We start from the raw sequence: 15,211 nt of genomic DNA on the forward strand, positions 1-15,211 counted from the left end.
GAAGCTTCGGGATCATTCCTCCCCACCTCAAACCTATAAGATTTTGTATTAGATAGAAAATTTTGAAAATAGTTAGGTACATAAGACAATACTGATATACATTTTTTAAACACCTCCCGATATTGGCATTAAAAAACATGGCTCATTCCAAAACCTTAAGGGTTGTTTTATCATTATAATTTTTTATTCCCAACTTGCTGCCATGAATCTGAACCTCTTCGAACCGAGTACTAACCCAAGCAAAAACCTACTTCCCAAAGGAGGAATCGTCAATTATTATGGGAAAATTTTCAATCCCAAAGAAGCTGATTTTTACTACGAGGTTCTCCTGAATACCATCGAATGGAAAAATGACGAGGCACACATTTTTGGGAAAAAGATCATCACCAAGCGTAAAGTAGCCTGGTACGGCGACCGGGAGTTTGAGTACACTTACTCCAATACTACCAAGACCGCCCTGCCTTGGACCAAGGAACTCAAGACACTTAAAGAAGCCATCGAAAATGAAACCGGGGAGACTTTCAATTCCTGCCTGCTCAATCTCTACCATACCGGAGAGGAAGGTATGGCTTGGCACAGCGACGGGGAAACAGACCTCAAAAAAGACGGCGCGATTGGTTCCGTAAGTTTTGGGGCCGAGCGGAAATTTGCCTTCAAACACAAAGAATCCGCCGAGAAAGTGGAATTGGTTCTCGAACACGGGAGCCTGCTCGTGATGGCAGGCAAAACCCAAACGCATTGGCTCCACCGGCTACCTCCCACCAAGTTGGTCAAAAGACCAAGAGTCAACCTGACCTTCAGGACGATAGTTGGCTAATCAAAAACACATTATTACGCTGTTCATTCTACTTTGACTACCGGAAATTCTGTGATCCTGAGCGTCGTACAGCCATAAGGAACAAGAGTAATCTCCTTTTGCCTTTGGGTTATTTCATTCATGGACATGCTTTTAGGCAGGTTTTCAGGGAGCTGTGGCGCACTCTTGACGGTTCTCCATTCCGGTACATGAACACCTTTTAATCTCAGCTCGATAGGCGCGTTTTCCAGATTCCATGGAAACTCCCCGTTCCAGTCATTTTCGATGATTTCGATATTGCCGCTCAGATTCGAAAGGGTGTTGGCTTCAAGGGCAAAATTCCAATCGCTTTTCGGAAAAACTTCCCAAAAGGCGCGGAAGCGGTCTTTTCTGTCTTTGATTTTATTTTCAGATTCGATTTTCAAACTGAAAACCAAAGGCCCTCTTTCAATAGAAACCAAGTCCCGATACCAGGTTGAGTACTTCAATTCCATGGGCAAGGTCAAAGTAACCTTGTCACCACTTTTCCAGGTCCGCTTCAGCACAGCCACTTGGCCGATAACTTCAAATTTCTCTTCGGTACCATTGACCTCAATTTTGGGATTTTGGGACCAAGCCGGAATCCTGAGGTGAAAAGGGAATAACGCATCTTCCGAAAGCTCCATGTCGAAATGGATGGTTTCACGAAAAGGGAATCCGGTGGTTTCTTTGATTTTGAGCATGGCTCCGTGGCCAACGGTCATTTCTACGCTGCTCGGGGCATAGAGCAAAGCAGCCACTCCTCCATCCGGCGTCGCATAGAATAGATTCTGTACAAATTTTGGCCAAGATTGGTGCATATTGGTCGTGCAGCATGGATAACCCGAGAGCACCCCAAACACAAAATCCGTCCCCTCATGGTTGGTTTTCTCATAGGAAGTTTCAAGCTGATCGGTGAGTTCTACCTGGTTGGCGGCTTGGAAATATTGCCTTGTTTGGTAATCATCCGAAACCTGTGCAGGAAGGGCGTTGTAGGTGATTTTTTCAAGCAGGTCTGCGAATTCCATGTCTCCGGTTATCTTGAGAATGGTTTCCAGAGAAAACATTTCTTCGGCTATGGAGCACAACTCAACTCCCTGAACAGGATTATTTCCGTGCAGGGGTTCATCGCCTCCATACATTCCCTGTGCCTGCCCGTGATATTGCTGCAGGTCTTGAAGTGCTTTTTTGACTGCAGGCAAGGCTTGGGAGTCTTTGCTTTTTTGGAAATAAACCATCGGCTGTTTGAGGCTTTGGGCAACATTGACGGTATGCAGTCCGGGGACTTTTGACAAGGTCAGGTTTCCGATTTCTTCCTGATCAAAAGGAAAGCGCTTGATTTTATTGTAATGCCAGACATCTTGATATTGGACAGCATTTTCCGCATTGGTAAAAATCTGCTGCCAGGGAAAAGTCTGTTCCTGAATCAAATCCCCCAATTCCAACAGGAATGCATCTCCGGTGATATTATACAGCCAATAGACGACCATCAGGTTATCCCCTGCCCTGCGGTTTGCCCAAAGGGAAAGATAATCCAGAGGTTTTTCGGGAAGGGTTTTTAATTGGTATTGGAAATATTTAGTCAAAGCAGCTATTACCCGTTCATCGCCTGTGGCCTGATAGTATTGCTGCAGGACTTTGAGCATGACCATTTTTGGCCACCAATCCTCCCTTGGCCCTTTTTGGATTCCTTTTTCAGGTTCTGGTTCGGTCTCAAAAGGAATTGGTCCCAGGTAGCCTGATTCCGCCTGATTGGTAAGCGTCCACTCGATCCAGTTTTGTGCCTTTTCTGTGAGTTGCTCATCATCCAATATATAGGCCAATGGCAACAAACCATCTATCCAATAAGGACCTCTTTCCCATCCATCCCCATCTCCACCAAGCCAGCCACTTCGGGCACCAACCACCTCGGGGTAAACCTCATCCAGGTGTCCAGTCAGTCCTTTGGCCATCCGCTGAAGTTGGTCCTGAAGCCAGCCTTCGGCCTTGATACTTCCGAGGGGCAATTCAAGATAAGGGGTGGGCTCTAAAGGTGCACGGTTGACAAGATAATGGGATTTTACGGTGGATTCCTGAGAAGAGTCAGTTTGGGAACATGCAACCAACAAGGTGCTCAGGATTAAAAAACAGGCTATTTTCTTCATAGGATGGAGGAATTATTTTGGGTATTCCAAGTTAATTATTTCCATCCTGAAAAAAAGAAAAAGAACTTGAATATACCCTAGGCTACAAATTGGGATTGAAATCTAAATTCATCCAATCCTCAGTGTTTTTTCTCCAACTTGGTATATTTTTCTCAAAAAGGCACTCAGGGAAAATTGAAAAAATGGGCTTTTCGTACAAATCATCCAAGAATTTAGATCTTCCCCAATTGGATTTTCTTTTATGAAAACGAAAAATTCAAACTTTACTTTTTCGTGATTTTTTTGTGATAACTGATGGGCAATTTTGATCAAAACAAAATCAAAACTATCATGAAAAAAATAATCCTATTTCTAGCGGTGGTCATCTTTGCCGCATGTTCCGATGACACAGATCCAATAATCATCGATTCTACATTACCAAACGGGACCCTTTCAGTACTGCGAGCTGGAAATTTCACAGACCAAAACGGCGCAGGAAGTACAGGTACAGCCACTATCGGTACCGATACTCAAGGAACGGTTTTTTTGGCGTTCAACAATGCTTTTCGGACAGCCTTGGCCACAGGAACTGTGACGGTTTACCTCTCTACCTCTGATACGTTTACCCCTGATCCGGGAAATGGCAATCCAAATTTATTGTTGGTAGGTCCTGTCAGAAATGCAGGTGAAAATTTCTTCAGAATACCATCAGGAGCCGATTTAGGGAAGTATTCCCATGTTATACTTTGGTGCGGATCTGTGGGCATTCCCTTTGGTAATGCAAGGTTGCAATAATTACCCAACAGCATCCCGGAGTACCCGGGGTGCTTAACTCTCCCATCATGAAAAATATAAAACTCTTCCAGATTTTGGCATTGGTGTTTGTGGTACAGGAAGCAAGTGGTCAGAGTGGATGGACAAAAACAAAAGGCGAAGGTTTTTTCCAGACCTCATTTTCGACATTTAATTCCAAGGATTACTTCACCCTTGATGGCGAAAGGCTCGTTACCAACAGGTTTCACCAGCAAAGCATCGTCTTTTATGGGGAATATGGGGTGACGGACAAATTTACCATCATCACCAATCTGCCTTTGCAGAACTTCAACGGTTTTGAAACTACTGAAACTGTCTCAGGACTCGGCGACCTGAGACTGGAATTCAAACATTCCTTGCTCAAGAAATACTTCCCCTTGGCCATCAGCATCGCTCCCGAAATCCCGATTGGCAGGGCCAATAATTTTGCCAATAGTACGGTCAACGACTTTGAAAGAATCAATCTTCCGAGCGGCGATGGGGAATTCAATGTCTGGACTACATTGGCAACATCATTTGCATTGGGGGATATCCCGTTTTATGGATCCTTGTTTGGGTCATACAATTATAGGACTCAATATGACGGGATTTCATTCAGTGATCAGCTTGCAGTTGGGGTGGAATTGGGTTATAAGATTGCCGACAAGGTCTGGTTCAATATCCGGATGAACGGACTGACTTCCGTTGACGAAATTACCGAAGTAACGGATTTTGTAAGAGGGGACGGCACGGAATACACAAGTTACAGTTTGGGTCTTAGCGCCCCGGTCTATAAAAAATTCCACCTGAGTCTTACTTACCGCAATTACAATGACCTCCTGTTTGATAGAAAAAACATCTATTCAGGGGGAGTCTTTGGTGTTGGAATCTTCTATAACCTCAAACCCCCGACAGAATGAATCACATCAATTTATCATCCGATTATACCTCCGGGAAAAAGGACTTTCCGATAGGATTGATGTTTCTGCCCTTTAAGAAAATGGGGAAATTCCAGACAGTATACCGGCAGGGAGATTTGGCCAACAAGCTTTTTATGGTAAAAAGCGGTGCTGTGAAGTTGTGTGAGGTAGCCGAGTCCGGTGAACAGGTCATCCATGCCATCAAAACTGAAGGAGAGATTTTTGGGGAATGGGACGCCTTATTCCATCCTGAAATACATTTTAATAATTCTGCCATCACCCTATCTGATGATACTGAGGTCCATTATATCAAACTCTCCGAAATCAATTTGGAGACCTATCCAAATTCGGTTGCAGGTCTATCAGCCATTATTTTGGAGGATTTTAAAAAATTAAATCTCCGGCACAAAAGGCTTTTAAACAAAGATGCGGCTTACCGAATCAAGGAGACACTCCTGCACCTTGCCCAAAAAGCAGGTCAGAAATTTGGAGATGAAACTTTGCTTAAAATTTGGCTGTCCCATGAAGACATTGCAAAACTCGCCGATACCAGCCGACAAACAGTGACCACAGTCATGAATGAACTTAAAACCAAAAAGAAAATCATTTATTCAAGAGACCGGATTCTATTTAGAAGCCTGTCAAATATTCACAATTAAACCAATTCAACATGAAAAACTTAAGTATGATTTTAGTATTGATGACAGCCTTTCTGCTGTCCTGCGAAAACATGTCGGATGAAATTCCGATGGATGATGACATGGTTGAGGTAACCGGACCTCTTGAAGTGCTCAAAAGCGGCACCTTATCAAACCAAAGCGGCGCAGGGACAAGAGGAACCGTACAACTTGTAAGGGATCAGGCGGGAAAATTTTACATCTCCCTGAGTGACAATTTTACTACCAAGTTCTCTACCGGCACGGTCACGGTCTACCTGTCTACCTCCTCTACATTGAGGCTGAATGAAAGCGGGAGTTTCCAGTTGTTGGGATTGGCAAACAGGCCCGGAGCACACTTTTATGAGCTTCAGGGCAATAAAGACGATAAGTTTACACACGGTATCATCTGGTGCGGAGCTGCAGCCATTCCTTTTGGAAATGCCTTATTGGAATAACATTTTGTTTGGTCTATTTATTATAAAAAACGGGGGATGAAGATTCATCTCCCTTTTTTTTGTCCCATGAAGGGGTTTAAGTCATGTCATTTCTTTTCAGCCCAATCACAGGTTAGGTTAAAATGGGATCCTACATCCAAGAATGCTAAAGAATCCATGTTAGATTCCAAACTTCATAATTCCTAAAGCCATAAAAAAAGCCTTTACCCTTAATTAGACCTCATGGGATCAAGTTCAAAAACGAATTCGGTAAAGGTGGAAGAATCCGAAAAGACTTGAATGTTTGAATCGTGGACTTCCAATATTTTTTTGACAATCGCCAAACCGAGACCTGCCCCTTCGATTCCTTTTTTGTCCCTGTCTACCATATAATACCTCTCAAAGAGTGAAGCCAAGTCTTTTTGGGGAATTCCCGAACCGGTGTTTTTGATACTGACACAGACTTTGTAGGTAGTCTGGCAATAAAATGCCTTGAGGATTATCTGTCCGTTTTCGGGAGCATATTTGACGGCGTTATCAATCAGGTTTTGAATTACCCTGTCCAATAAATATAGATCTGCTTTCACCACAGGGAGGGAAGGGGAAATGTCTGCGACAAGGTCTATTTTTTTGGCTTTGGCCAAAAGTTCAAATTTAAGACAGGCATCAAAAAGCAATTCCTGGATTCTGAACGGCTCCAATTTTAACTGCATCTGACCGGATTCCAGTTTGGAGAGCTCAAACAAATCCGCCACCAGTTTGGTAAGCCGGTCTGAGGAATCGGAGATGATTTTCAGGTATTGCTCTCTTTCGGATTCAGTGAGCTGATCACCCTTGATCATCATGGTTTCGACGTATCCGTTGATCACAGCCAAAGGATTGCGGAGGTCATGGGACACATTGGCGATCAATTCCCTCCTCAGGCTGTCCACTTTTTTGAGCTCCTCCATATTGTGCAGAATATTGTCTGCCATTTGGTTGAAAGTAGAGGCAAGTACGGAAAGTTCAGAATTGGCTTTCATCTGGGGAATTCTCACCTGAAGGTCTCCATCTTTAAACTTACCTACCGTTTTGACTATTTCCCGGAGGTTCTTTGTCAACAGCGCAGTCAGCAACATAGAAATGATCAATGAAATGACCATTGTGATCAGGAAAGAATTCAGTGTCAATTTGAGCCAATAACTTCCCAAAAGACCTGCTGCTACTTCTTCAAATTTTTCGCTTGCCAAAGTGATGTAGACATACCCCAAGAGTTTGCCATCTTCGATGACCTCTGTCGCAGAAAAGATGGTCTGATACCCATTTGCCCTTGGGTCATCTCCGAGAACAAACCCGGAACCGCCGGATGCAATGAATTCTTTTACAGGTTTGACATCTACCCTTTTGAGCTTGACCTTGGAATCCAATACCACAAACGAAAGTATTTCCCCTTCGGGATCTAGAAGAAATACCTCAATGCTTGGATTGACGGCCATCATGGAATGCATGATTACACCCAAGGCATCCTCGTTGACTTTACCGTTTTTGAAAGGTGGCGCTTCTTTGACCAGATATTCAGCTACTGAAGCGTTCAGTTTTTGTGTGGTTTCCAGGAAATAGTTTTTGGATGCGACTGTAGTGATCATGATATACGCAAAGCCTACCACCATCATGACTAAGGTAAAAACCAGGGAGATTCTCCAAAATAGACTTTTCATACCATCTAATTTAATTCTTAAGGGGATTTTACCATTCGTCATTGAAGCGGTAACCGATGCCCCATGTTGTCAATATAAAGTTTGGATTGTTGCCATCAACTTCGATTTTTGACCTCAGCCGATTGATGTGGGCATTGACGGTATGTTCATAACCACTGAAATCATATCCCCAGATCAGCTCCAAAAGCTCTGACCTGCTGTAACTTCTCCCGGGACTTTTGGCCAGAAGCATCAGCAAATCAAACTCTTTGGGAGTCAGGTCAATTCTTTTTTGGTTCAATAAGACTTTTCTCCTTTTCTCATCGATTTCCAGATTTTCAAACCGCACCGCATCCTCATTTTTATTGCTCAAGAGGACAAATTGGTCCTGCCTTCTCACGATGGCTTTGACCCTGGCTATAAATTCCCTGATTTTGAAAGGTTTGGTGATGTAATCATCAGCACCAGATTCCAATCCCATTACTTTATCGATTTCTTCGGATTTGGCTGTGATCATCAGGATAGGAGTGAAATTATCCAATGCCCTGAGCTTTTGACAGATACTCAGACCGTCCATTTCGGGAAGCATGATATCCAAAATCATCAGGTCAAACGCACCCGAGGAAGCAAGATCGTATCCGGTCTTTCCATTGTTAGCCACCTGAATCTGATAGCCCAGGTCCCTGAGATGAATCTGAATGAGTTGGCTGATATTAGGGTCATCTTCGACTACCAGTACCTTTTTCATAATTGCCATGTTGTAAATACCGATAAAAGTAAATCGAAATATTCACGAAAGTATCACGAAAGGCCCTGAGGGAATTTTCAAGTAAAAAGAATTATTTGTGCTAAATGAATTAGCCTAAAAACGTGAACCTTATCGATAAGTTTTTTTTGGTTCCAATGACCCCGTGCCTTTCCATTCCCCAAAAAAAAGAAACACGGATTTTGGAATCCATCCTTGAGGAGGCTTCCAAAATCCGGGTATCTCTTCAGTATAAAACCAAGGATTTATCCGCCGATCAGCTTCATTCCCTTTTCTTCTCCTTCCCTATCCACCTCAAAACTCCAGATGAAATCCCTGCAATCTGCGGATACATTTGAGCCGGGGCAAGCTTGTTTAGTTCCGGCTATCAGGTAGCCATTGGCATCAGCTGCGACTTCAAACTTTTCTCCATACTCATTAAAAAATCCTCCATAGGTTTTTTGCCAAAGGAGCTCGCCTGATGCATCGATACTCAGGAGCAACACGTCATAATTGCCTGCGCCAAACGAACTGGTAGAACCGAGTACCGTACAGCCGCCATTTTCGGTGGGAAGGATTTGGGATGCCTTGTCATAGCTTGTCCCGCCATAGGTTTTTTGCCACAGAATATTGCCCAAAGCATCTTTTTTGGTCACTTCAATATCGCACTCCGTCTCAGACCCACAATTCACTGTGGCTACTTCAAAAGCATAATTTTGGGATGGTTGACTTTCATTTGGTCTGCTATTTGGCCAAAACAAGAATGACAAAATAGACAATCCGACAAGCGAAAGCGATCCTAATAGGGGAATTCTGTACAAGGAAAAAGAGGAAAATAAGCCGTTCATGGTTTTGGAAAGTTTAGAATTTGGAACATTGATTTTTTTCTTGGAATCCTTAAAAAAACCAACCAAATCCACTTCCAGTACCTCGGAAAGTTTCTTCAAAGAATAAAGGCTGGGTTTGACATCCCCGTTTTCTATTCTTTGGATTGTCCGCAGGGAAATGCCGCTTTGGTCTGACAATTCCTGTTGGGTAAGTCCTTTGGCAAGCCTCAGGGATTTGATTTTTTCTTCTGGATTCACGGCCAAATATCTTTTTTTCTAAATCCTATTAGAACGTCAGGCATGCGCCATCTTTACGCCAAATACAAAACTGATTCCAAATGGGATTGTTTGGGGCGAGAGTCTGACCCCAAACTTAAGTATTATGCAATCCGTAAAATTCACCTAGTTTTGTTTTCCAAATATAAAAATTATGCAAGGTACAGTTAGAAACATTTTTTGGATTGGGGTCATCAGTTTGTTCATTTGGACAGGATGCAAGGAACCCGTCGAGGTTTTTATCCCGAAGGGTGACGACGGACAAGTATTTGCCATCGATACTGAAGATAGCGAGATACCCTATGTCGTGATAGACACCCGTGGTGCTTCGATTCCTTACGAACCTAAGGTTCAAGCCCAAATGAAAATCTACCAAGAGAAAAAACTGATCCAAACCCAACTGATCGATATCGAATACCGTGGCAAAACATCTTTTCGGCTCTCAGACAAAAAGGGATTCAACTTTGAAACTATTGACGAGGCGGGTGAAGGAATCGACGTTTCCTTCCTTGGTCTTCCCAAGGAGGAAGATTGGAGGCTTATCGGCCATGTTGTCAATAAATCCGAAAAGTACATTTGGGACAGAAGCTTGATGTTCAACCAAGTCGCCTATGACATTTCCAATCAGATCGGGAAATATGCAAGCAGGGGAAAGTTTGTCGAAATTGAAGTCAACGGGGAGTATATGGGGGTGTATTATCTGTGTGAAAAGCTGAAGCGAGACAGTCAACGGATTGACATCAAATCACTGAATACATCCTCCACCAACCTGACAGGGGGCTATATCCTCAAAATCGACAAGGCTGATGCCGGACCGGAACATGATGGCAAACCACTTTCTTATTTCCTGAACAATTGGGATGATGATGCCCGATATACCTCTCAGAACAGCTTTCGAAGCGGGTATGATGTTTTTAGAAAACAAATCAATTTTGAGGCTTTTAGGCCACCATACCATCCGGACCAATACTTGGAGACCTACTTCATGTATGAGTATCCAAAAGCGGAAGACATCACCGGTGCCCAAAAAATCTATATCGCCGATTATTTGCAAGACTTCGAAACTGCTTTGCTACAGGATGATTTTGGTGCAGGAGAAAGGAGTTATGCTGATTACATAGACATCGGAAGTTTTGTGGACTATTTCCTCATCAATGAACTTTGCCGTAATGTCGACGCCTACCGCATCAGCACCTTTTTGGTAAAAGACCGTGATGGTAAATTGGGTATGGGGCCTGTATGGGATTTCAATATTGGCTTTGACGAGGGAGATAGGATTCCGATGAATGATTGGGTGATCAATTACAACAACTATGTCAACAAAGACCCTTGGATGATGCCGTTTTGGTGGGAACGATTGATGGAAGATCAGATATTTCGCCAAGCTGTCAAAACCCGTTGGACAACATTAAGAGGAAGCACTTTGAGCACCGGAAACCTCCAAAAACTTGTATCCGACACTTCCAAGTACCTGCAGGACAATAATGCCGTCACCCGCAACTATGCGAAGTGGGAAGTAAGTGCGGACCGAACCTACGACCAATCTGTCCTTGACCTTCAGAATTTTCTGAGTCAACGCGCCAATTGGATGGATGGAAAAATCGGGGCATTTTAGAAGATTTTAGATCCGGCAGGTTTTTGAAAACTACCGGATTTTTTTTTGTCAAATCTCCAAACCTCCCATTCCTGTAAATCCACTATCCAACCCCATTCCTTTGAATTAACTTTTGTTCATCAAACCAAACCCATTGTACTTCCTATGAAAAAGTTTTATCTCCTTCTTTTCTTGGCTTCTCTTCTTGGCCATTTCTCTTATGGTGCTGCAGCTTCCGATCCAAATGAAAACCACATAAATAACTTAGCTGCACCCGGCGATTACAGATGGGTGGTGGAAGGGTTTGATTGGGGACCTGCTGTGAACAAAGTCATTCTCAGTTTGGAAGAGTCCGTCAAGGATGCAAACGCAACAGAATACCAAGTATTCGCAACCCGGAGTTTGGAAGGTGCAGAAATTCAGGCTGAAAGTGCCTCCGGAACCCGGTCAGTAGTCTATGCTTATGTTTCGGATGAAAATGGGAACAGGTTGGCGGAAGGGAGACACATCACTTTGGTCTTGTCAGTCAGCCCAGCCATGCCAGTCGGATCACCTTTCCAATACACAAGGATCAACAACCGTGGCGCCAACTATTGGGTAGATTACAAAATGACCATCCTCCACCACAAAACGGGAAAAGTTTGGAATAACTCCAAAGGCAAAATCATGCCCTTGGTAGACCAATATGATTTGTCCAAAACATTCCAATACGGAAACGGCCTTAGCATGTCTTACGCTTCGTTTGCACCTAAAGACATCAAGTCAAAAGTTCCTCTGATCATTTGGCTTCATGGCGGTGGTGAAGGTGGCAACGACCCTACTATTGCCTTGCTGGGCAACAAAGCAGCCAATTATGCCTCCCCGGAAATTCAGGTTCTTTTTGGTGGGGCCTATGTCTTGGCACCCCAAGCGCCCACCTTTTGGATGCAGGCGGCTGATGGAATGACCCGAGGGAAAGACAACGACATCTACAATGAGGCTGTTTTCGCTTTGATCCAAGATTATGTGGCCAAAAACCCAAACATAGACCCAAAGAGAATTTATGTGGGAGGATGTTCCAACGGGGGTTATATGTCTCTCAAACTGATTTTGGAGCACCCGGATTATTTTGCAGGTGCATATATCAGTGCTTTGGCATATTCAAATGAGTTTGTAAGTGACGCACAGGTACAGAAAATCAAAAACTTGCCGATGTGGTTTATCCATGCCAAAGATGACGGGACCACCAAACCAGATGACACAATCATTCCTCTTTACCAAAGACTGAAACAAGCGGGCGCAAAAAATGTGATTTTGTCCTACTACGATAACGTGACAGACATCACGGGATTTTATGGTGGTGAAAATTACCGTTATAATGGACATTGGTCGTGGATTTATTCCCATGCCAATACGGCTAGGACGGATTTGGATGGCTCTCCTGTCATGCTCAACGGACGCCCTGTTACCATCATGGAATGGCTGGCAGCCCAGAAGAAAAAGTAGACGTGAGGAGATCCTTGGGTCGTTTTTTCAAAATGATTTCATGGATATACGCTTCTTTGCCAGTAACCCTATATTCTTCTTCATGGGGACGGAAGACGGAAGTCGGAAGACCCCCGCCTGCCGTCGGGCAGGGATGTACCGGATATTTCAGTCTGCAGACAAAAATTGAAATGGATATCCAATCTACTTGCATAATTGTGTACATACATTAATGATTTTTATATTTATCGCCGATTCAAAATGAATAAGGAGAAATTCAAAAAATTCTTTCCTTTACAAGTTGAACACTTTATCATCAGCACCAATTTTGACTTAGAAATAATGAATTATAAAGAAGAGATTTTTGAACAAACAGAACAGTATATTGAAGGTTTGGGATTTGAAATTGTAAAAAAAGACGAACAAAGACCTTGGGGAGGGTTTTTGGTGATCAACGAAGACCAAGCTTCCAAATTTGCCGCTCAATTTTTCCCGGAGGAGGATTTTGAATCTCTGAAAATTTCAGAAATGCTTAGCCCAAAAATCCTTTTGGTAGCCCCCGAGAAAAGGTTGAGTTGGCAATACCACTTCCGCCGGGCCGAAATCTGGCGCTGCATCAAAGGAAAAGTAGCCGTGGGAACAAGCATGACTGATGTGCAAAATGAAATCAAGACCCTTTCGGAAGGAGACAAAATCAAGCTCCAACAAGGGGAAAGACACAGGTTGATAGGTTTGGAAGATTGGGGAGTGGTGGCGGAGATTTGGCAACATACAGATGCTTCCAATCCGTCCAATGAGGACGATATTGTCAGGCTGCAGGATGATTTTGGACGGTGATTTCCTAGGATTTGAATCCCCTAAGTCCGAAAAAGTCAATTTATTTTAAACTAAAAAAAGTGCCCTAGATATGTTTAGGGCACTTTTTTTTATTTTTTGGTAAAGCACTTCGAAGCAAACCTGGACTGAAATATCGACAAATAAGAAAATTGCATGTCTTTTTTATACAACACTTGAAACAAGGAAAGACTCAAAAAAGGAAAAATGAACTACAAAGTAGTAATTATTGCAATGATATTTAGTAAATATTTTTATACACTTTATTTACTTTTTTCAGCATTTTTTATAATAAAATCAAAATAAAATGGCTAAATACAAATTGTTTTATTAAAATTTAACTTACCTAAATTATAACCTTTATGAATAAGTTAAGCTTAACTAAGCCCAGTTTGTTTTTTGGAATAGGCATACTCTTTTTATCCCTGTTTTCAATATCATGTGAAACACATGATGAAATAAACCCTTCAGTGGAGGAGTTCAATACCCTCGACGGTAAACCCACCCATCTCTCCGGAAAGTATATTGTGACACTCCATGAAAGCAATATTAATTTCAGGAAAACCGTCAATTATGAAGATGCGCAGGCAGGCATGAGAAAAGTAGCCGTAGACCTTGTCACAAAGTTTGGGATAACCCCTATTCAGGTTGACCATGTGTATGGTAGCTTACTTACCGGATTTTCGGCCACTCTTTCTCCACAACAGGTAAGCGCTCTAAGGGCTGACCCAAGTGTACAACTGGTCGAAGAGGACGGAATTGCCTATGCATTTGCGGACATCACCCAAAGCCCGGCGACGTGGGGTATTGACAGGATCGATCAGGCAGCCAGGCCATTAAGCAACAGTTATACCTACTCTCAGACCGGTGAAGGTGTAAAAGTGTACATCTTGGATACAGGGATCAAATATGACCACGTCGAGTTTACAGGTCGGACACAGCAAGGTTATTCGGGATACAGCGATAATGGTTCTGACTTAAATGGACATGGAACCCACGTAGCAGGAACCGTAGGAGGTACAGTATATGGGGTTGCCAAAAAAGCAACCTTGGTTTCAGTGAAAGTATTGGGCAATACCGGATCAGGATCTTGGTCAACGATTATAGCCGGAATGGACTGGGTTGTGGCCAACAAAGGAACATCACCAGCTGTGGTCAATATGTCTCTTGGAGGCTCAGGTTCCAGTTCCACTATTAATGATGCAGTAGCAAGACTCTATAATGCCAATGTTGCTGTAATTGTGGCGGCAGGTAATTCTAATTTGGATGCCTCTGGGTTTACCCCTGCCAATGCTCCTAATGCCTATGCTGTAGGTTCGAGCACCAACACTGATGCGCGCTCAAGCTTCTCTAATTTTGGAACAACTGTAAAAGTCTTTGCTCCCGGCTCATCAATCACCTCTGCTTGGTACACAGGTACCACAGCGACTTCCACAATAAGCGGTACAAGTATGGCCAGTCCACATGTTGCAGGTGCAGCGGCCCTTTTGCTTCAGACCAACCCAAGCGCCACAGCACAGCAAATCTATGATCTGATCAGTGCCAATGCTACAAAAGGAGTCATCACTAGTGCCAGTTCTCCAAATAACCACCTTCTTTTTACAAGGGCTTCAGGTGGAGAAGTGACACCTCCTCCAACAGTTGAACCAAGCCCGATAACACTTTCTGCCACTTGGGCAAAAGTGTCAGGAAGGCTTCGTGTAAATTTATCCTATTCAGGATTTGCGAGTGGTACTTCAGTGGACATTTTCCGAAACGGCACCAGAATAGCAACCACTACCAACATTACAACTTATCAAGACAGGACTAACCTTAAAGGCAGTGGTTCGCTTACATACAAAGTTTGCGTGGCAGGAAGCAATACATGCTCTTCTACGATTACAGTGGCTTACAATTAATTGATTTACGTAAATTGATAAAAAAGGAAAAGGAGCTCTAGGGCTCCTTTTTTTATGTACTGTCTTTCCAAGTCCCCCATTTTTGCTGCGCATATATTTCCACCAAGCCTTTCAGTTCAGGCCAGGAACCCAAAATCAGGTCAGTAGGGGTAGCC

The 15,211-nt window shown here is 43.2% G+C and carries 14 protein-coding genes; 9 read left to right on the forward strand and 5 right to left on the reverse strand.

Translation table 11 applies throughout. The features are described from left to right. Positions 1-208 precede the first annotated feature (208 nt). A complete protein-coding gene (locus MMU05_RS00675) occupies positions 209-817 on the forward strand; it encodes an alpha-ketoglutarate-dependent dioxygenase AlkB family protein (protein WP_241140058.1) in 609 nt (202 codons plus the stop codon). 23 nt (positions 818-840) lie between these two features. Here the strand turns inward: MMU05_RS00675 and MMU05_RS00680 are convergent, their stop codons facing one another. Next, complete coding sequence (locus MMU05_RS00680) at positions 841-2,958, reverse strand: beta-L-arabinofuranosidase domain-containing protein (RefSeq protein WP_241139760.1); 2,118 nt, start codon at positions 2,956-2,958, stop codon at positions 841-843. 330 nt (positions 2,959-3,288) lie between these two features. Between MMU05_RS00680 and MMU05_RS00685 the strand changes: the two genes are divergently transcribed. From MMU05_RS00685 to MMU05_RS00700, 4 genes are read left to right on the forward strand one after another with little or no spacing between them, the layout of a single operon-like run. After that, a complete protein-coding gene (locus tag MMU05_RS00685) occupies positions 3,289-3,732 on the forward strand; it encodes a DM13 domain-containing protein (RefSeq protein WP_241139761.1) in 444 nt (147 codons plus the stop codon). Between the two features lie 47 nt (positions 3,733-3,779). Continuing rightward, entirely contained in the window at positions 3,780-4,649 is an 870-nt protein-coding gene (locus MMU05_RS00690) for a hypothetical protein (RefSeq protein ID WP_241139762.1), read from the forward strand. After that, complete coding sequence (locus MMU05_RS00695) at positions 4,646-5,308, forward strand: Crp/Fnr family transcriptional regulator (RefSeq protein ID WP_241139763.1); 663 nt, start codon at positions 4,646-4,648, stop codon at positions 5,306-5,308. Before MMU05_RS00690 ends, MMU05_RS00695 begins: the two co-directional genes overlap by 4 nt. An 11-nt stretch (positions 5,309-5,319) precedes the next feature. Continuing rightward, a complete protein-coding gene (locus MMU05_RS00700) occupies positions 5,320-5,763 on the forward strand; it encodes a DM13 domain-containing protein (RefSeq protein ID WP_241139764.1) in 444 nt (147 codons plus the stop codon). A gap of 209 nt (positions 5,764-5,972) precedes the next feature. On the opposite strand, the gene MMU05_RS00705 is transcribed toward MMU05_RS00700, so the two are convergent. The 3 genes from MMU05_RS00705 to MMU05_RS00715 form a co-directional block, all read right to left on the reverse strand. After that, positions 5,973-7,439 (reverse strand): sensor histidine kinase, encoded by a 1,467-nt coding sequence (locus tag MMU05_RS00705; protein ID WP_241139765.1) that lies wholly within the window; start codon positions 7,437-7,439, stop codon positions 5,973-5,975. A 28-nt stretch (positions 7,440-7,467) separates the two neighbouring features. After that, positions 7,468-8,166, reverse strand: a complete 699-nt coding sequence (locus tag MMU05_RS00710) for a response regulator transcription factor (protein ID WP_241139766.1) — start codon at positions 8,164-8,166, stop codon at positions 7,468-7,470. 263 nt (positions 8,167-8,429) lie between these two features. Further along, on the reverse strand, positions 8,430-9,248 hold the full coding sequence (locus MMU05_RS00715; RefSeq protein WP_241139767.1) for a helix-turn-helix domain-containing protein: 819 nt from the start codon (positions 9,246-9,248) through the stop codon (positions 8,430-8,432). A gap of 172 nt (positions 9,249-9,420) precedes the next feature. Here MMU05_RS00715 and MMU05_RS00720 point away from each other — a divergent pair, with 172 nt between their 5' ends. Beyond that, positions 9,421-10,881, forward strand: coding sequence for a CotH kinase family protein (locus MMU05_RS00720; RefSeq protein ID WP_241139768.1), 1,461 nt, complete (start codon positions 9,421-9,423; stop codon positions 10,879-10,881). A 144-nt stretch (positions 10,882-11,025) separates the two neighbouring features. Then, positions 11,026-12,345, forward strand: a complete 1,320-nt coding sequence (locus MMU05_RS00725; RefSeq protein ID WP_241139769.1) for a prolyl oligopeptidase family serine peptidase — start codon at positions 11,026-11,028, stop codon at positions 12,343-12,345. Here the strand turns inward: MMU05_RS00725 and MMU05_RS00730 are convergent. After that, the gene (locus MMU05_RS00730; protein ID WP_241139770.1) at positions 12,311-12,550 is read right to left on the reverse strand and encodes a hypothetical protein; all 240 of its coding nucleotides are present in this window, start codon (positions 12,548-12,550) and stop codon (positions 12,311-12,313) included. The two genes, MMU05_RS00725 and MMU05_RS00730, sit on opposite strands and share 35 nt — an antisense overlap. A gap of 116 nt (positions 12,551-12,666) precedes the next feature. Between MMU05_RS00730 and MMU05_RS00735 the strand changes: the two genes are divergently transcribed. Continuing rightward, entirely contained in the window at positions 12,667-13,161 is a 495-nt protein-coding gene (locus tag MMU05_RS00735; RefSeq protein WP_241139771.1) for a cupin domain-containing protein, read from the forward strand. A gap of 359 nt (positions 13,162-13,520) precedes the next feature. After that, a complete protein-coding gene (locus MMU05_RS00740; protein WP_241139772.1) occupies positions 13,521-15,056 on the forward strand; it encodes a S8 family peptidase in 1,536 nt (511 codons plus the stop codon). The last annotated feature ends 155 nt before the right edge of the window (positions 15,057-15,211 follow it).

Source organism: Cognataquiflexum rubidum (assembly GCF_022538115.1).
In the GTDB taxonomy this organism is placed as follows: Bacteria; Bacteroidota; Bacteroidia; order Cytophagales; family Cyclobacteriaceae; genus Cognataquiflexum; species Cognataquiflexum rubidum.